Here is a 19,025-nt window from a genome sequence, read left to right on the forward strand (position 1 = left end):
TATTTTTTATTTTGCCTGCTGCTTCAAATAAGTGCGATAGGGCATTTGCAAGTCGAGGTATCTGAAATTCTGTGGAGGCATTTCGTCAGGCAACTGCATGTAGTTGCCATAACAATACTTTAGATAAGCATCGGGCTTAGCAACGCCCATGAAACTATGGCCTTCAAACGAGATGGGTGTAGGCTCTCCATAGACCTCACGCGGTAAGATTCCACGCTCAGGAGCATTGTCATGGTCGGCCACGAGCGTTGAATGGTCGAAGTCATACTCGCTTTGTATCTTGTCAAGTTTGCGATGTAACCACGCCGAAGAAAACAGTTTGTGACACATTTTGATGAAAAGGCAGTCGAGACCACGCCCATGTTTGTAAGGATCGCGTAGGTTATAATACATCAATCTCACATAGAAATCATATCTCATATAATGCCACTTGCGTTTCAATGGGTTTGTAGTCATGCCGTCAAGTGGAAAGATATCCACGGGCAATCCGCCTATAAAGTTGAAGCTTCTGCGCAGAATATAAGTGGTGTTTGCGTCTTGAATGCGTGCAAAGGCATAGGGATAATGTGGGTTTTGGATGCCACTGACGAGCTCGATGTGCTTGGGTAACCACTCATTGGCATGTGCAATGAGGATGTTATAGTCCTTTCTTGGCAGGGCAATGTCAGCGTCGTCATCCCATGGAACAAAGCCTTTGTGGCGCACAGCACCCAGCATTGTGCCCGCTAAAAGATAGTAACGCAGATGGTGTTCACGGCAAACGCGGTCGATATTCACCATAAGTTCAAGGATGCAGGCTTGCAGTTTCTTGGTTTCTTCGTCTGAAATCCTTCCCTTTTGTTCTTTCATTTTATAATGGTTTTAAGAGTTTTATATAAATTATTTCGCACTGATTGGGGTTTAAGTGACCTTATCTTTAAGTTTCAGAAGACGCCTTTTGGGAGGTCATTCGGAAATATTTATCTAACACAAGCAGTGAAATGATGTATTCACGACGGGCATTTCTAAACCTGTTTACATGTTCATGGGCGTGATTGATGATGGCTTGTGCCTCGTCGGGATGACTGATATAATAGTCTATTCTGTCTTCTAAGTCGCTGTAATCAGGCTTTACTTCTATGTAATGATAATTGGGAATGAGCGTTCCTTCCATAAACCATGTTTCATACTTTGGGCGTGGCATGACAGCGATTGAATTTGAAGACATAATCCATTTGAGGTTGCTCGCCACATCATTACCCTCTAAGGCCATGATAAACTTATAGTCGAGATGCTCCCGAATGGTCATTTTCTCGGTGTACCATTCCGTTAAATGCTTGTCGATAACACCGATATTGAAGCGTGGATTACCGAAGAATTTCTTAACGAAATCATAGCGATTCTGCTTTAAAGTGTTGCTATCGAACTGGCCAATCAAGCCTCGAAAGACCACTTTATTGGCTTTTTCGGTGAAGCGAAGTGGGTCGTTTACGAAGAGGAAATGACGCACACGGTCGAGTTTCATCAGTACAGCGTTGGCATTGTTTGCATCAATTGGTCGGCTCTTTACAATTGAAGGAACCTCTGGAATAGCGGTGATGTCACCAGGAAGTAACTTCCATTTGTTGTTCAAAGGAAAGGCCTTTGCATAGCGAAATGAGTCAAGATAGTAAACCGATTGCCCTGTTTTCTTTTGCTTTGCGAGGCAGATGGCCTGCTGTTGAAAGGCAGAATGGTCGATGGTTGAACGTTGAAGCTTGTTGTAATAGTCCACGCGTTGCGAAATCTCTTCCCAGTCGTCGCGTTGTGAAACCTTTGAAAGCACAGTCTTGCGGAATAGGGATAGCAGGCAGTGGGGCGTCAGAATCCAAAGATAAGACGTGATATAATAGCGCAGCTTTGAGTTCTTTCCGCTGTGCAACATATAGTAAAGTTTGCGTGGAATCATCATGATGATCATGTGTTATAGGTGAATAGATCTTGACTTTTGACAAGAAGTAAACAACAGATAGCAGGGTTTAGCCTTGCGGTTGAGGCTGTTCCTTTTTGCGTTTCACAACCTTTCCATTCTTCACTTCCCAGTTTTTATTAAATTCTTCGCGTGTTCTTTTCCAGCGATTGTGGCTCCATAAGTAGAGTTCGGGCTGGTTTTTAATAGACCTTTCCAATTCTTTATAGTAGAGATCTGTTATCTCAAAGTCGGCCATCTCTTTGGTGTTGCGGCTGATGAGACGCATTTCGCAGTTATAATGGCCTCTTTTCACGCGTGTAACATGGCCATAAAAGAAGGCCTGTCCAGTGTGTTTGATAATTCGTTCGGCTCCGGTGAGCACAGGAGTGTCGTGGTTTAGGAAATCAACCCAATGATGTATGTTCCACCATAGCGGCACTTGATCGGATATATAGCCAACAATGAGCGGCTTTCCTTCGCGAGAAAGCGTGATAATCTTACGCAAAGACTCTTGCATGGGGATGCATAAGGCGCCGTGAAGTTCGCGTACATACTTAAACAAACGGTCGAAATATTCGTTTTCAAGAGGGTGATAGAGCTGACAACAAAGGCCGTTTGATGTCCAATAGGGAAGCGAAGTAATCCATTCCCAGTTGCCTAAGTGTCCGAGATATACACCTATCGACTGGCCTTCGGAGAGGATTTCATGAATCTGTTCCATACCCGTGAACGTCATTCTCTGCATGAGTTGTCGTTTACTTATAGACATAAGCTTGACTGTTTCGACAAGATAGTCGCAGAACCAATGGTAGAATTGGTGCTCAATCTCACGCAGTTCGGCCTTTGATTTCTCTGGAAACGAGGTGGAAAGATTGTTCCAAATCACGTCATGTCGATAGCGAACAACATAGGTTATGACGTAATAGAGTAGGTCGGAGAGGCGATAAAGCACCCATAAGGGCAACAAAGACATCACCCACCAAAAGCCATAAGCGAGGGTATAAGCTATATATAACAGTGCTTTCTTCATTTAGTTTAGAGCTGAACTTTGAGTTTATCCTTCACCATTCGGTACATATATTGATAGATAATGGCCTTAAGCTCGGTCTCCATCTGGTGTTGTTCTTTCACTTTTCCTACGAGGTTATGCTCCATAAGCAGGTCGGTGAGTTTGTAAATGGCTTTGGTTTGTTTGCCATCCCACTGCAAAACATAACCATATTTCACGTATTGATAGATGCCATTTAGATAGTTTACAGCCCACGTTTCGCTTGCAGGCGTGCCGAGAAGGTCGTCACCGAAGGCCAGATAAGGAGTGGGATAGCGGATGTAGTTGAGCAAGGTTGGCATGATATCTATTTGTTGTGCGATGCCATTTACACGTTGAGGCATGATGTCACCTGACGGATCATATATAATAATAGGTGAGCAAAAGCCGCCTATATCGGTTTTATATTGTGCATGATCACTTTGATTTGTGTGGTCACTGGTAAGCACAAAGATCGTGTTTTTGAACCATTTCTGTTTGCTTGCTGAGGCAAAGAACTTGCCAATAGCCATGTCGGTGTAGCGTATGCACTTTTGAATGGGCAGATGTTCTTCCTTATAAATGTTCTTATATTTATCGGGAACAACGAATGGGTCGTGGCTCGACACGGTGAAAAGTGCCGTCATGAATGGCTCTTTTAGCTCGCCCATCTTCGCACAATAGTATTGAAGGAAGGGCTCATCCCATATTCCCCAGTTGCCATCGAAGTCCTTATCGCCACCAAAACGAGGGTCATTGTCATAGTCTTGACGGCCATAATAGTTTTGGAATCCAATCTTTTTAGAGAATGCCAAAAAGCCCATTGAACCACGGTTTGCCCCATGGAAGAAGGCCGTTTGATAGCCCCAATGGCTTAAAAGGCCTGGTAAGCCGGTGTAATCATTCATCGAAGCGGGCGTGAGAATAAAGGGTTCACCGAATCGAGGAATGCTACAAAGGATGGAAGGCATACCATCAATGCTCTTTCTTCCATTGCAAAATGAATAACGATAAACAAGACTTTTCTCAATCAATCGGTCCACATTGGGCGTGTATCCCTTATATTTCCCATCGAAAAAGTCCTTATTAAAGCCACCGATATATTCTCTTCCGAAACTCTCAACGATAAGGATGACGATGTTCTTCTTGTTGAAATTCCCCTTCGGGACAATCATGTGGACGGGCGAATAGACCTTTGCGGCCTCATTGAGTGATGTGTAATAAGGAGGTATTTCGAAGTCGGATTTGCCAATAGTACGTATTAATGCGAACGGCGTATTAAGCACAACAGCGCAGTCAGTGGGTCGTTCTACAAACTGATTTGCATTGCTTATGGTGATGGGTCGCACGCCAGATTGGAGTCCTCCGCGGCATCCTGCCACAGTAACTATGCCTGATAACACGAAGCATACAAGGAGTTTGAGCGTGAAAGCCCATCTTTCCTTTGGACGTTTATAGTCACGATAGTCGGTGTGTGGCATGAGATAACATTTCCAGATGGCCCAAACGATGAGTCCAAAGATAAGTAAAAGATACCAGTGGGTCAGCGTATTATGAAGGATAATGCCTGTAATGTTGTTCTCATTACCAAACTCTCTGAACACGCTTGTTGTCGTTCGGCGCAGTGTAAAGGGGAAGTAGACAGCATCAGCAAGGTTGATGGCCAACGCAAAGGCATTGACAACAACAAACAACCACTTGCAGATGCGGTGATAAATCGGGTTTTCTTTGCGCCAAAAAGGAATGAGCATGAGAACCATGTAAAGGCTGTTTGTGTAGAGAATTGCCGTGGTATCAAACATCAAACTGCCTTTAATCCAGGGACCGATAGTGCTGAGTTTGATTCCTTCGGCAAAGTAACTGTAGTTCACAAACACGTAAGTGACGCGTGCAAGAAGGTAGATGAGGTAGGCCAATAGCAAGTTAACAAGTAATGCTATGGGCGAACCGAATGATGATTTTAATAGGCGTTTCATGCTATTCCATCCTTTCTTTAGTTTACACTTGTTGCATTTCGTGCAGCTTTTTGTAGTATCCGTTATTGCCAATGAGTTCATCATGCGTGCCACGTTCAATGATTCGGCCTTCATGGAGCACGCAAATCTCGTCGGCATTACGTATGGTTGACAGTCTATGGGCTACCGCAATGGTCGTTCGAGTCTTCATTAATTTCGCCAAAGCATCCTGTACTAACCGTTCACTTTCAGTGTCGAGAGCCGACGTTGCCTCATCAAGTATGAGAATAGGTGGGTTCTTTAAGATGGCACGCGCTATGCTAACACGCTGCCGTTGGCCTCCCGAGAGCCTACCACCACGGTCACCTATGCTCGTGTTGAAGCCCTCTTCACTCTGCATAATAAAGTCAAAAGCGTTCGCAATTCGAGCCGCTTCAGCCACTTGTTCATCGGTAGCTTCCGAGGTGCCGAACTTGATATTGTTCTTGAAAGTGTCGTTAAACAGGATGGCTTCTTGGTTTACATTGCCGATGAGGCGACGCAAATCATGAATCTTTAAGTCTTTAATGTTGATGCCATCAATAAGTATTTCTCCCTCTTGTACATCGTAATAACGAGGAATAAGGTCTACAAGTGTAGACTTTCCTGAGCCACTTTGACCAACGAGTGCAACCATCTTGCCTTTCGGAATCGTAAGATTGATGTCGCGAAGTACCCATTTTTGTTCATATTTGAATGACACATGACGGAACTCTATGTCGTGTTCAAAGGCAACGATTGACTTTGGATGAGCACTCTCTTTGATGCTAATCTCGGCTTTAAGTATCTTATCTACGCGCTCCATACTGGCCAATCCTTTCGGTATATTGTAGCCCGCCTTCGAGAATTCTTTTAGGGGATTGATGATAGAATAGAGCATTACAAGATAATAAATGAATTTAGGGCCGGTCAAAGTATGGTTGTTTAACACGAGCATTCCACCCACCCAAAGCACTATAATAATCATAACCGTGCCAAGAAACTCACTCATTGGGTGGGCCATCTGTTGGCGAATATTCACTCGCATGACGTTCTTTCGGTAGCAACTATTTACTTTATCAAACCTTTCATTCATCAGTTTTTCTGCACAAAAGGCTTTAATGATGCGCAGACCACCAAGTGTTTCTTCCACCTGACTCATCGTATCACTCCATAAACTCTGGGCTTCTATGCTTTGAGCCTTGAGCTTTCGCCCAACGATTCCCATGAACCAACCGAAGATTGGCACAAAGATTATCGTGAAAAGTGTAAGTTGCCACGATGTGATCACTAAGGCTGCAAAGTAGCTAATGATGAGAATTGGGTTCTTGAAAAGCATGTCTAAGCTCGCCATGATAGAGCTTTCAATCTCTTGAACATCACCACTCATGCGGGCAATGATGTCACCTTTGCGCTCTTCGCTAAAGAAACCGAGCGACAATGCATTGATTTTCTGGTAGAGTTGGTTGCGGATGTCGCGCACAACTCCTGTGCGAATAGGAATGATTGTGGCTGAAGAGAGAAAGTAAGCTCCTGTTTTCAACATGGTCATGAAAGCCAAAAGCAGACCTATTATCAATAAGGTGTTGGCCGGACCTAACGTGAAAATATAGTGCTGAATGTAATAGTTGGCGTTATTAACCAACAGATCTACGAAGCTTTCTAAACTATGAACATTGTTCCATGTGATGAGTTTCGTGATAGGTTTAACGTCACTTGTCTTGAACAAAATCTGCAAAATAGGAATCAAAGTCATGAAAGAAAAGATGTTCAACACCGCTGAAAGGATGTTGAATATGATGCTCCACACGAGATATTTCTTATAAGGTGGAACGAAGCGTCGAAGCACTTGCAAGAACTCTTTCATACGTTTTCGGTCTTGATTTATTTGATTTCTTCGCCAAAGAGGGTTGCACTCGTCGAACCAGTGATACGCACTTTGATAAACTCGCCTATGTGGTGATTGCCTTTTTCGACAATAACGGCCTTGTTTTGTTCGGTTCTTCCCATGAGATGATGACGGTCTTTCTTACTGAATCTCTCTGTAAGAATCACAAATTCTCGGCCTTCATCCTTCTTGTTTTGTTCGGCACTGATGGCTGTTTGCAAATGAATGAGCTGATTGAGTCGGGCAATCTTCACCTCTTCGGGCACGTTGTCGGCCAGATGTTTGGCTGCATAGGTGCCGGGACGTTCACTATATTTGAACATGAAAGCACTGTCATAGCCCACCTCTTTGACTAAAGAGAGCGTCTGTTCTTGGTCTTCTTCCGTCTCATTATGATAGCCAACGAAGATATCGGTAGTCAAACCACAGCCTGGAATGATGCGTTTTATGGCAGCAACTTTATCGAGATAGTCCTCCCGTGTGTACTTTCTGTTCATCAGTTTCAGTATCTTATTGCTGCCACTTTGAGCGGGAAAGTGAATGTGTTTGCAAAGGTTTGGCTCGTCGGCAATGGCATGTAGGATATCTTCTGACATGTCTTCAGGATTCGAAGTGGTGAATCTCACACGCATATCAGGCACACTTTGCGCCACCTTTCGAAGCAATTCGGCAAACGAAGTGCCGTTTTCGGGGCGCTTACCATTCGGCAAAAGACCATACGAATTGACGTTCTGGCCAAGCAAAGTAACCTCTTTAAACCCTTTGTCATGCAAGTCCTTGACCTCTGCCAAGATGCTTTCCACATCACGACTACGCTCTCTTCCGCGTGTATAAGGCACGATACAATAGTGGCAAAAGTTGTTACATCCGCGCATGATACTAACGAAACCGCTCACCCGATTGCCTCCAATGCGTTGCGGAAGCACGTCACGATAGGTCTCTGTTGTAGAGAGATCGGTGTCTACTGCGGCATGACCAAGCTCACATTCTGCAATCATTGTTGGCAAGTTTAGATAGGAATCAGGACCACAAACAAGGCTTGCGTGGTGGTTCTTTATGAGGTCGTCTTTCACTCGTTCGGCCATACAGCCGAGCACACCAAGGATGAGTTGGCGTCCTTTCTTTTGCTCGGCATGCAGTGTATCAAGTCGATTGTATATCTTGTTTTCGGCATTTTCACGTACACTGCAAGTATTAAGAAAGATGGCATCTGCCTCTTCTTCGTTCTCGCATACGTCGTATCCGGCCATCTTCATGACTGAAGCGACGACCTCACTATCGGCTACATTCATCTGACAGCCATAGGTTTCGATGTATAATTTCTTGTCCATAAATGATAAAAAAGCCTGAAATCAGCCCCTAACTCCCTCCCCAACGAAGGGGAGAAAAAGCTTAAAAGGCTTGTGAAGGCTTATATGTTGTTTGCTTTATTGTCTTTATATATAATTCAATTGTATGTTATCAATATTGAAAAGTCTATCGTTATTTCTGCTTTTTACAGCTTTCTTTCTTCTGAAAATCAATGGTCTCTGTTCTTTTAATGCGTTCAACGGAGGATACAAAAGACTTTAACCATGTGTCATCTCCCATTCCTTCGAGAGACTCCGGGAGTGGATATGCGGTTTGAAATGAAATTCAACACGGCATAAAGTGCCACACCTGTAATCAAGCCTGCTATGGCATCAATGGCATAATGCGCCTGAATGTAGACGGTAGCCATACATAAGAACACGTAGAAGGGCAGCAAAGCAAACAGCAGTTTGCGGTTACCACTGCGCCAAGCCAATAGCATGCAGATGGTGCTCACACCGACATGGCTGCTCGGAAAGGCTGCCGTGGGGCGCTCACCTGCGGCTTTTGCATCTTCAACGAGATTGTAAAAGATGCCATGAACATCACCCGGACTCGGCAAACAAGCTTGATGTGAGTTGAAATAATCACCCACATTGGGAAATATTCCGTGTGCAGCATTGTGCAAACCAATGGCTTTATAATAAAAGGTTGGCCCTGCAACAGGCAGTAAATCAAAGATAACGTAATAGCTGAAAAAGGCTCCCAAGATGATGAAAGCAGCCTTTCCAAAGTCTTCATAGCGTTTGAAGAAATAGTAAAGTGTTACTACTGCTATCATCGGAAAATAGGAAACATAACCACAATCCATGAGTTCACTCACAATGGGTGAAGGGAAAGCACGGGCAAATTCGAGTGCAGGTTGGAAACCAAAGAGCTGTTGTTCCCAGGTGGCAAACACGTGATCGAGGTTCGGAAACATGCGATTGATTTCGTAGGTATCGGGATACCACCATGCCAACATACCCATTTGGGCTGCCACACGGACAAACATTGTAAACCTACAAGGCAGTAATCGATAGACAATCCATAGGGCAATGATGGTTGCTCCCACGCGAATTCGCTCCCAAACCATCGTCTCGGGATTCGTTAATTTGGTAGAAGTGAACAGCACAATCAATAGGGTAAATGCGATATAAGCAATCACAACCCACTCAAAAGGCATGAGACCTTTGTGCTCAGCCTGCCATCCTTCGCCCTGCCAAGGCCATGTAAAAGTGTTCTTGTTTCTTCTTTTTACCATTTACAACCATTTGTTCTCGCGATACCATTCGATAGTTCTTCGCGTACCTTCTGCAAGGTCTACCTGCGGATGAAAGCCCAATTCATCTACTGCAGGCTCTATATCGCAACGCCAATTGCGCTGCTTTAATATGTTATATTTATCGTTGTTGAGCGCTGAAATCTTACCCGTCATGTGAGCAATGCGCTCACCAAAGAACGTCACGACACGCAAAACCCACACCGGAGCCTTGATTCTTATCCACCAAGGATTGCCAAGGCATTTATGAATTAGATTGCTGAAGTCTGACGATTGGTATACATTGCCGTCACTGAGAAAGTATTTTCGTCCGTCACGTCCATGGTCGAAAGCCTGGAAAACGGCTTGAACCACGTCGGTAACATAAACAAATGTGATGTCCTGACGCTTGAAACCAACTGAGAAATCAACGTGCCCCTTGATGCTTTTTGCCATTAAGAAGTAGTCGCGTTCACGCGGTCCATAGACTCCTGTGGGCCTTAAAATGATGTAAGGAAAATCATTTCCCACGCGCTCCAAATACGCTTCGGCCATGAGTTTGCTTTTCCCATACGCCGTGTTTGGCTTCGGATGATCGTCTTCTGTAATCTCGTGATAAGGTTGTTGCTCTTTGATTGCGCCATAAACACTAAGACTACTCAAGTAGATGAAACGTCGGATGGGCATGTGTAATGCCAGCAACGCTTCAACAAGATGACGCGTTCCGTCTGTATTTATCTTGTAAAAGTCGTCGGCATGTAGGCACTTTGTCACGCCAGCAGCATGCACAACATAGTCGAACTCGTGTCCGGCAAGTTGCTTTTCCAAGTCTTTTTCAGAGGATAAGTTGAGCTCAATGAAGTGTATTCGCTTATCGGTGAGATACTTTTTTGAACTGCTTTTCCTCACAGCAGCCCACACTTCCATCTCCCGACGCAGCGCTTCTTCTACGATAAAGCTGCCAATGAATCCACTGGCACCAGTCACTAATATTTTCATTAAATAGCTATTTACGGGGCAAAATTAATGGATTTTCCATGAATGGCAAAGGATTTCTCTGAATATTTAAGGTGAACTCACGGCATAAACGCTATCCCATTGGCCAATAATCATGTGAAACCAAACGGCAAACTACATTCACAATGAAGGATATGCAAAGCCTTATGACGTCTGCATTCCAATCCCCTTTCTTGTTAGAATGACCCTCCATGCGCACTTTTCAAAGCCTCCTGCAAATAGGATATAAGTCAATGAACCTCAGCATTTTATGCAAATGATGAGCAAGAGTGCTGTGAGTCGTCATGCAATCTGCATCATTTCGTGGTGTAATCTGCGTTATTTTAGCGTGTCATTTGACTCATTTTATAATGCAAAGCATGGCAGATTACACGTCTATCTGCCCCAAATCATAAAACAGCATAGGGCAGGATAAATCGCTTTTTGCATCATCAGCCCTCGACTTTCTTTCGCCTTTGCAGAATGATATGTTCGCAATTATTTTCAAATATCCTTGCCATAAAATTTGGTTATGTCGTGATTGATGATTATCTTTGCATGCGAATTCGGGATGTAGCGCAGTTGGTAGCGCACACGTCTGGGGGGCGCGAGGTCGCCAGTTCGAGTCTGGTCATCCCGACAATTCAGTCAAAAAGGAAAGCTAACGGCTTTCCTTTTTTCGTTTGAATAAGTAGCAATAAGCGTTTGATATAGCTTTATCGACAAACGTTTATAAAGATTTTGTTTCAGGAATTGATAGTTTTCTATTCATCGTAAGAGTTGTTTTTCATCTTTAAAGCTATTATATTACATGTAATATTAAGCTTATTTTGTAGATGACTTTATGTTTAATATAACATAAATGTAATAATAAGTCTGATAAAACGAGCTTATTTCGACAAAAAACTTGCATTAGTTATTATTTTGTTTTATATTTGTATTTAAAATAACATAATATGGATCAGCAATTAAAAGAACAGATACTATTGCGTATGCAATATGATAATCCTTGGTGGACTACAAATAATATCCCCGAGGATTTACAGAAATTACCCCATAGATTGTATCTGAGTTTATTCTATCCTTTAGTGAAGCAGAAGGAGATTAGACGGGGAGTAATCCTTATGGGGCCACGACGTGTGGGCAAAACTATTATGCTTTATCACACCATTAGCCATCTGATAGCTGATAAAGTGAATCCTCAAAGGATTATTTATTTATCGGTTGACACTCCAATTTATAATAATTTATCTCTTGAAGAGATGTTGTCCATGGCGTGTGAAGCCGTAGGACAGGAAACTATTTCAGATGATTATTATGTCTTTTATGATGAAGTTCAGTATCTGAAAGAGTGGGAACTTCATCTTAAATCGCTTATAGATAGTTACCGAAACGTAAAGTTTGTTGCTTCAGGTTCAGCCTGTGCAGCTCTCAAAATGAAAAGTATAGAGAGTGGAGCCGGTAGGTTTACTGACTTCATCTTACCGCCTTTGACCTTTCATGAATATCTACATATGCAGAAGATTGATAATATCATTGTGCCAAAAAGATTGAATTGGGAGGGACAAGTAATAGAGGGTTTTGATGCCATTAATATGCAATCGTTGAATGAACACTTTTTAGATTACATTAATTTTGGTGGATATCCAGAGATTGTTTTCTCTGAAAGTATGCGTAAAGACCCTAATCAATACATCCAACATGATATCGTTGATAAGGTACTTTTACGTGACTTGCCTTCGCTTTATGGTATTAATAATACCCAAGAACTCTACAGATTATTTATTCATATCGTTTTTTTTACGGGACAAGAGTTTTCATATGAGGACCTATCTCGGCACTCGGGAATAAGAAAAGAGACGATAAAAAAGTATGTGGAATACCTTGAAGCAGCATTTCTTATCAAAGTAATCCATCGAATAGATGCCAATGCTCGCAGGATGCAACGCGTCACTTCATTCAAGATTTACTTAACAAATCCTTCACTACGCTGTGCTTTATTCTCGCCTCTTTCAATGGCAGATGAGATGTTAGGAAGCATGGTTGAGACTGCAATCTTTGCCCAATGGTTACAGCGTGACTATGCAAACATATACTATGCTAATTGGAAGGACGGGCGGAAACTTGGCGAGGTAGATATGGTTGGAATAGATATTGCACACCAAAAACCTAATTGGTGTGTTGAAATTAAATGGTCAGACCGATATGTAAACAAGGTTTCTGAACTCAAATCTCTATTGTCTTTTCTCGAAAAAAATAAGCTTTCATCCTCTATTGTGACATCAATTTCAGCTTACACGAAAAAGGAACAAGAGGGAAAAAGGCTATATTTTATGCCCTCAGCCCTATATGCTTATCAGATAGGATATAATACTATAAAGCAGAAAGTTATGAATGTTGGAATGTAGTTCCTTGTTCTGTATTTTCCAAAATAAGATTAATTACAAGATGTGACAGGGCTCATTCAAGCATAAAATTTGAGCTATCGTCACACGTAATCAAAGATTTTTGTGTAAGTTTGCAGTCTATGGAGCACGAATATTACATGAAACGGTGCCTGCAATTGGCTGAGAATGGACGACAAAATGCCAAGCCTAATCCCATGGTTGGGGCTGTAATTGTGGCGCGAAATCGTATCATTGGCGAGGGATATCACGTCAGATTTGGTGAAGAACACGCTGAAGTTAATGCCTTTGCAAGCGTCAAACCAGAGGATGAAATGCTGTTAAACGAGGCCACAATCTACGTGTCGTTAGAGCCTTGTTCGCATTATGGGAAGACGCCACCTTGTGCAGATCTCATCATCAGTAAAGGCATAAAGCGTTGCGTTTGCGGTTGTGTTGACCCCTTTGCAAAGGTGCAAGGACGAGGTATTCAGCGTATGCGCGACGCAGGAATTGAGGTGATTGTCGGAGTGATGGAAAAGGAATGTCTGGCGCTGAACCATCGTTTCATCACATTTAATGCCAAACATCGGCCTTATATTCTATTGAAATGGGCGCAAACACTCAATGGTTTTATCAGCCGAAAAGGTGGTCCATTGCAACTCTCTACACCCAAAACACAGATGCTTGTGCACCAGTTGCGGGCCGAAAACGATGCGATTCTTGTGGGACATACTACCTTTTTATCAGATCATCCGAGGCTTGATGTGCGGCAATGGAGTGGACAAAACCCCGAACGCATTGTGCTTTCGCCGACGATGTCAGCACAAAACGCACGGCCATCCAATTGGACTGTCGCTGCAACCATTGACAAAGTGATTGCTCATCTCTATGCAACAAAGAAACAAAGTCTTGTGGTTGAAGGGGGTAGAATGACGCTCCAAGCCTTTATAGATCGCGGACTTTGGGATGAGATTCGAATCGAAACAGCCCCTGTTTTGATAACAGATGGCGTGCCAGCTCCACACATTCCATCTGATGCTCACATAGAAAAGATAGAATCAATCGACGGAAACCAAATCATCACATTATGCAGATAATTCTCGCTTCTGCCAAGATTATGAACTCCAAAACGGCCGTTTCTGTGCCTGAGAAGACTATACCTGTATTCTCATCTGAGGCAGAACGTTTTGCATTAGAGATGAGTTCATGGGATGTAGAAACGCTTGCCAAGCGCTTGAATTGCAGCAATTCTATCGCCTTAGAGAATCAGTTGAGGTTTCAAAGTTTCTTTAATGACGACGAGAAACAGCCTGCTTTGTTGGCTTATAATGGTCATGCTTATAAACATCTTCAGGCATCTTCGTTCACCGAATCAGACTTTCGGTTTGCTCAACACCATCTTTTCATCACGTCATTCCTCTATGGATTGCTTCGTCCTTTAGACCAAATTCATCCCTATCGCATGGAGGCTAAGGTGACGCTTAAAGCCACACAACATCATAATATGTTTGCTTTCTGGCGCCCACTCCTTACAGATATGCTCATTGATGCAGTCAAACAAGACGATGGAATATTGATACATTTGGCCACCGAAGAGTATGAACATCTCTTCGATTGGAAGCGCATTTGCCGTGAAGTCAAGGTCATTCAGCCCCTATTCTATGTGGAAAAAGGGGATAAAATGAAGGTTGTCTCCGTCTATGCTAAGCAATGTCGCGGTGCAATGACACGCTGTATTATCCGTCATCAGTGGCATTCTCCCCAACAACTCCTCACATTCAATGAAGCCGACTTCGTCTATCAACCGAATTATGGCGATGAACTTCACCCGCATTTTATATTAAACCAAACATAAAAAAATAACGTATGATTGAAGTAGGACAAAGACTTCCCGAGGTCTTAGGCATTGACCAAGACGGTAAGGAATGGAAAATCAGTGACTTTAAAGGCAAGAAATTAGTGCTATATATCTATCCGAAGGACTCTACTCCGGGTTGTACTAACGAGGCATGTAACCTCCGTGACAACTACGAACGATTCATTTCACAGGGTTATTCCGTGTTGGGTTGCAGCACACAGGACGCCAAATCGCATCATAAGTTCATAGAGAAGTATCAGCTTCCCTTCCCACTTCTCTGCGACACCGACCTCAAACTCGTGCAAGAACTCGGTGTATATGGCGAGAAGAAGATGGCTGGTCGCACGTATATGGGCGTCTTCCGCACCACCTTTATCACGGATACCGAGGGCGTAGTAACGCGTATCATTGGACCAAAGGAAATCAAAGTGAAAGACCACGCCAATCAAATCTTGTAATGGAACCATAGGGGTTGAAAGAAGGGTGGATAGGGATAATCCAATCAGCAAATAGTAAGCAACTTATAGGTTAAATCTTTTGAAACCCTTTTACAAATCTGTTTAATAGATTGGCAGCTTCAAAACACGCGATGGTTTTTATCCCGTTTTCGTTTGATTTTTATGATTTCATAATGCGCTGACTGTTAGATGGTTAAGTGATTCTTATGGAATGACAGAGCTTTTAAACGACAGAAACGCACATGATTTGCGGCAGATTGCGCGGTAAAAAGCATCGATTCACTGCTTCGTTTGGTGCAAATCATCGTGTGATTTGGCGCAAATGATGATGCAAAACGGGTTGGAAGGCGAAGCCGAGAGACGAAATTCATGGAATCAAAGCCATGAAAGAAGGGTGTGTTTATTCTTTTTTCGTGTCTTCGTTTCTATTTCGTTTCGCAGTGGAGTGTTAAAAACAAAGAAATCATTTGACAAGATTTTCGTTGTCCTTTTGTGCATATCCATCGCTCTTTTCCTATCCATCGTCCCCTTGTTTTAATTCATGAGGGTCCTCTCCTGACCGAGAATCCCTGTTCACATAAAACATTTTTCTTTGATAATCATTTTCATTTACAAATAAAAATAGCTATCTTTGTAACATTATGAAACGCAAAATAGTTTTTATTTCATTGCTAACGCTCTGCCTAAGTGTATCGGCACAGCAGGCAAAAGAAGACATTAGGTTAAACAGACTGTTAGTGACTGGAAACAATCTGGTAGTGGCTGGAAACTATCTGGCTTATCCTGGCCCATTACAAAAGTCACTTACGCGAGCGCCTAAAGGCTACAAACCTTTTTATCTCAGTCATTATGGACGACACGGAAGCCGTTGGCTCATCGGAGATCGCGACTATAATCAGCCTGTTCTCATGTTAGAGAGGGCCGATTCATTAGGAAAACTAACGCCGAAAGGGCAGGAAGTGCTTCGCGATTTGCGTCTGCTTCGCGATGCAGCCAAGGGGCGTGACGGCGAACTTACACCGCTTGGGGCTGAACAACACCGTCAGATTGCTGAACGGATGGTGCGGAATTTCCCCGAAATCTTTAAGGGAAAGACCCACGTTGACGCTAAAAGTACGGTGGTTATCCGCTGTATTCTGAGCATGGAAAACGCGCTTCAGCAGCTCGTTCGCATGAATCCAAAACTCGAAATCACGCATGATGCAAGCTATCATGACATGTATTACATGAATCATAACGACACTTCGCTCTTCAAACAGCGTATGCCAAAGGCTGCACGTGAGGCATTTGACAACTTCAGTAAACGTCATATTCATCCCGAACGACTAATGAATGAGCTCTTCAATGATAGCACTTATTGGCAAAAAGAGATAAATTTCAAACAACTATATAGCACACTTTTCAAGCAGGCTTCTAATGTTCAGAGTACTGAACTGCGTCATGAGCTCTCATTGTTTAACCTTTTTACAGACAAAGAACTCTATGATCTTTGGACCACAAACAATGCTTGGTGGTATATCAACTATGGTCCTTCACCCCTCAATGGCGGTCAACAGCCAACGTCACAACGCTTTCTTTTGCGCAAGATTGTTAGTGAAGCAGACAGCTGTTTGATGTTGAATCATCCCAGTGTTACACTGCGTTATGGACACGATACGATGGTAATGCCGTTGACTTGCCTGTTAGATCTCGACGGCATGGGTGTGCAAGTAGCCGACCTTGAGCAAGTAACGATGAAGGGATGGAATAATTATCGCATCTTCCCTATGGCCTGTAATCTTCAATTTGTGTACTATCGTAAGCCGGGAAGTGACGATATTCTCGTCAAGATTCTACGCAATGAGAATGAAGCTAAGCTACCCATTGCAACCGATGTCTACCCATATTATCATTGGAAGGATGTCAGAGCGTATTGTCTAAAGGTAGCCGCTGACAGACCATTGGTGAGAGTTGGCGACCCAATAAAACACTAATGACGTTGCAAAGAACAAAGAAAGAAACAGAAAACTAACTTTAATAAACTCAAATAATAACACTAAACCAAAACCAGAATGAAAAGAAAGTTTTTGATATTAATGCTTTTAGCCTGCACGTTTTTAGGCCATGCACAAGTTAATCGGCCTAAGTTGGTTGTAGGAATTGTAGTAGATCAGATGCGCTGGGATTATCTTTACTTCTATAATAAGGAGTATGTTAGCGACGGATTCAAGCGACTTTTGTCAGAAGGATATAGCTGTCAGAACACTATGGTGCCTTATATTCCAACCGTAACTGCCATTGGTCACTCTTGCGTTTATACGGGAAGTGTGCCTGCTTTGATGGGAATCCTCGGCAATAGCTTCTATATTAACGGCAAGGATACCTATTGTTGTGGTGATGAAACGGTGCAAAGCGTAGGCAGTGATTCAAAAGAAGGCAAGATGTCTCCACGCAATTTGTTGGCTTCAACGATAGGAGATGAGTTGAAATTGGCTACAAACTATAAGTCAAAAGTCTTCGGAGTGGCACTCAAAGACCGTGCTTCAATCTTGCCAGCAGGCCATAGTGCCGATGCAGCTTATTGGTGGGATACGAGTGCCGGCCATTTTGTTACGAGCACTTATTATATGAATCAGCTGCCAACATGGGTCAACGACTTCAACAAAGCACATCAACAGAAGCCGGGGTATGACATCAAACTCGATGTGAAAGGCATCACCGTAACCTTTGATATGGCTGAGGCTATCTTGAAAAATGAGAATCTTGGTCAGGGAACGGAAACCGATATGCTCACTGTAAGCATATCTCCCACCGACGCAATTGGCCATAAGTTCAGCACACGTGGCCCCGAAAACCACGATGCTTACATTCAACTCGACCGCGATCTTGCCCGTTTCTTCAAGACGTTGGATGCGCAAGTGGGACGCGGAAACTATCTCGTTTTCCTCACAGCTGACCATGGTGGCTCTCACAATCCTAACTTTATGCGCAGTCATAAGATGCCCGCGGGTGGCTTTGAATGCTGGAATGTGGTGAAAGAACTTAACCAACAGCTGCAACAAGTGTTTGGAACAACAACTAATTTTGTGTTGGGTGAGAATGCACTCCGCGTTTTCTTAGACCATAAGAGCATTGCTTCGGCCAACTTAAACCTCAAGGATGTGAAGGCAAAAGCAAAGGAATTGTTAGAGAAAAAGCCTAATGTCACCTATGTCGTTGACTATGATGAAGTGGCAACAATGCCTATTGCACAGCCTATTCGCGAGCGAATCATCAACGGATATAGCCGTGAACGTGGTGGAGATCTACTCATTGTGACGAATCCCGGCTGGATAAACAGCTCGGCAAATCCTACGTATAAGGGTACAAGTCATAGTCTTTGGAATCCAGACGATAGTCATATCCCATTGATTTTCATGGGTTGGGGCGTTAAACCGGGTGAGACTTCACGTCCTACTTTCATGACCGACATCGCACCGAGTGTATGTAGTCTGCTCCATATTCAAATGCCGAATGCCTGTGTTGGCAATTCCGTTTTTTAGGACTTTGATTCAAAACACATTGCATCGTCGTAGCCATTGCGCTATTATTCTCATGCAATAGCTACGCGCTTTGTGTTTATGGAGGTGGCAACGCTGCAAGCGTTATACCAATATTTCAAAGCATACATCCAACATTATAAATGTTGTAACCACGCAACGCTGTAGATGTCGCGCTAATATTTTAATGAATACATCAATCGTTGCGAATGTTACAACGATGCAACGCTGTAAGCGTTGTACCTTTGATAGCCCAGGGTTGACAAGAGAAAGCGTAGTCTACCCTGGGTTATTTGCCATTAGAGAGAACAACGCTGTAGGCGTTGTACCTTTTTGTTTCCCTTACACTATTTTACCTTTAATTATCAATTATATCACCCTCACAATTGTTTCATCTTGC

General features: G+C 43.1%; 15 protein-coding genes and 1 tRNA gene. 8 read left to right on the top strand and 8 right to left on the bottom strand.

Annotated elements, in window-relative coordinates:
- Positions 1 to 6 precede the first annotated feature (6 nt).
- The 8 genes from HMPREF9420_RS07620 to HMPREF9420_RS07655 all read right to left on the bottom strand — a co-directional run bounded on the left by HMPREF9420_RS07620 (position 7) and on the right by HMPREF9420_RS07655 (position 10,407).
- Positions 7 to 849 (bottom strand): LicD family protein, encoded by an 843-nt coding sequence (locus tag HMPREF9420_RS07620; protein ID WP_007134984.1) that lies wholly within the window; start codon positions 847 to 849, stop codon positions 7 to 9.
- Positions 850 to 916: 67 nt separating this feature from the next.
- Positions 917 to 1,930: a glycosyl transferase family 90 gene (locus HMPREF9420_RS07625; protein WP_044079173.1), complete on the bottom strand. Its 1,014-nt coding sequence runs from the start codon at positions 1,928 to 1,930 to the stop codon at positions 917 to 919.
- A 67-nt stretch (positions 1,931 to 1,997) separates the two neighbouring features.
- Positions 1,998 to 2,960, bottom strand: coding sequence for a lysophospholipid acyltransferase family protein (locus tag HMPREF9420_RS07630; RefSeq protein ID WP_007134986.1), 963 nt, complete (start codon positions 2,958 to 2,960; stop codon positions 1,998 to 2,000).
- 5 nt (positions 2,961 to 2,965) lie between these two features.
- Positions 2,966 to 4,933 carry an LTA synthase family protein gene (locus tag HMPREF9420_RS07635; protein WP_007134987.1) on the bottom strand — a complete coding sequence of 656 codons (1,968 nt, stop codon included), beginning with the start codon at positions 4,931 to 4,933 and terminating at the stop codon, positions 2,966 to 2,968.
- Between the two features lie 22 nt (positions 4,934 to 4,955).
- The gene (locus HMPREF9420_RS07640) at positions 4,956 to 6,797 is read right to left on the bottom strand and encodes an ABC transporter ATP-binding protein (protein WP_007134988.1); all 1,842 of its coding nucleotides are present in this window, start codon (positions 6,795 to 6,797) and stop codon (positions 4,956 to 4,958) included.
- A 17-nt stretch (positions 6,798 to 6,814) separates the two neighbouring features.
- Complete coding sequence (gene miaB, locus HMPREF9420_RS07645) at positions 6,815 to 8,149, bottom strand: tRNA (N6-isopentenyl adenosine(37)-C2)-methylthiotransferase MiaB (protein ID WP_007134989.1); 1,335 nt, start codon at positions 8,147 to 8,149, stop codon at positions 6,815 to 6,817.
- Between the two features lie 248 nt (positions 8,150 to 8,397).
- A complete protein-coding gene (locus HMPREF9420_RS07650) occupies positions 8,398 to 9,411 on the bottom strand; it encodes a phosphatase PAP2 family protein (protein ID WP_007134991.1) in 1,014 nt (337 codons plus the stop codon).
- Positions 9,412 to 10,407, bottom strand: a complete 996-nt coding sequence (locus HMPREF9420_RS07655) for an NAD-dependent epimerase/dehydratase family protein (RefSeq protein WP_007134992.1) — start codon at positions 10,405 to 10,407, stop codon at positions 9,412 to 9,414. It lies immediately after the preceding gene.
- 564 nt (positions 10,408 to 10,971) lie between these two features.
- On the opposite strand from HMPREF9420_RS07655, the gene HMPREF9420_RS07660 reads away from it, so the two are divergent.
- From HMPREF9420_RS07660 to HMPREF9420_RS14395, 8 genes are all read left to right on the top strand, one after another.
- Positions 10,972 to 11,044: transfer RNA gene (locus tag HMPREF9420_RS07660), tRNA-Pro, on the top strand.
- Positions 11,045 to 11,360: 316 nt separating this feature from the next.
- Positions 11,361 to 12,812: an ATP-binding protein gene (locus HMPREF9420_RS07665; protein WP_007134995.1), complete on the top strand. Its 1,452-nt coding sequence runs from the start codon at positions 11,361 to 11,363 to the stop codon at positions 12,810 to 12,812.
- Between the two features lie 119 nt (positions 12,813 to 12,931).
- Positions 12,932 to 13,888, top strand: a complete 957-nt coding sequence (gene ribD, locus HMPREF9420_RS07670) for a bifunctional diaminohydroxyphosphoribosylaminopyrimidine deaminase/5-amino-6-(5-phosphoribosylamino)uracil reductase RibD (RefSeq protein ID WP_007134996.1) — start codon at positions 12,932 to 12,934, stop codon at positions 13,886 to 13,888.
- Entirely contained in the window at positions 13,879 to 14,646 is a 768-nt protein-coding gene (locus HMPREF9420_RS07675; RefSeq protein WP_007134997.1) for a YaaA family protein, read from the top strand. Before ribD ends, HMPREF9420_RS07675 begins: the two co-directional genes overlap by 10 nt.
- 11 nt (positions 14,647 to 14,657) lie before the next feature.
- Positions 14,658 to 15,107: a peroxiredoxin gene (locus HMPREF9420_RS07680; protein WP_007134998.1), complete on the top strand. Its 450-nt coding sequence runs from the start codon at positions 14,658 to 14,660 to the stop codon at positions 15,105 to 15,107.
- Between the two features lie 641 nt (positions 15,108 to 15,748).
- Positions 15,749 to 17,080: a histidine-type phosphatase gene (locus tag HMPREF9420_RS07685; RefSeq protein ID WP_007135000.1), complete on the top strand. Its 1,332-nt coding sequence runs from the start codon at positions 15,749 to 15,751 to the stop codon at positions 17,078 to 17,080.
- 78 nt (positions 17,081 to 17,158) lie between these two features.
- A complete protein-coding gene (locus tag HMPREF9420_RS07690) occupies positions 17,159 to 18,628 on the top strand; it encodes an alkaline phosphatase family protein (protein WP_007135001.1) in 1,470 nt (489 codons plus the stop codon).
- 184 nt (positions 18,629 to 18,812) lie between these two features.
- Positions 18,813 to 19,025: hypothetical protein (locus HMPREF9420_RS14395; protein WP_007135003.1), on the top strand; the 213-nt coding region annotated here is incomplete at its 3' end.

The sequence above is a fragment of the Segatella salivae DSM 15606 genome, from assembly GCF_000185845.1.
Classification (GTDB): Bacteria; Bacteroidota; Bacteroidia; order Bacteroidales; family Bacteroidaceae; genus Prevotella; species Prevotella salivae.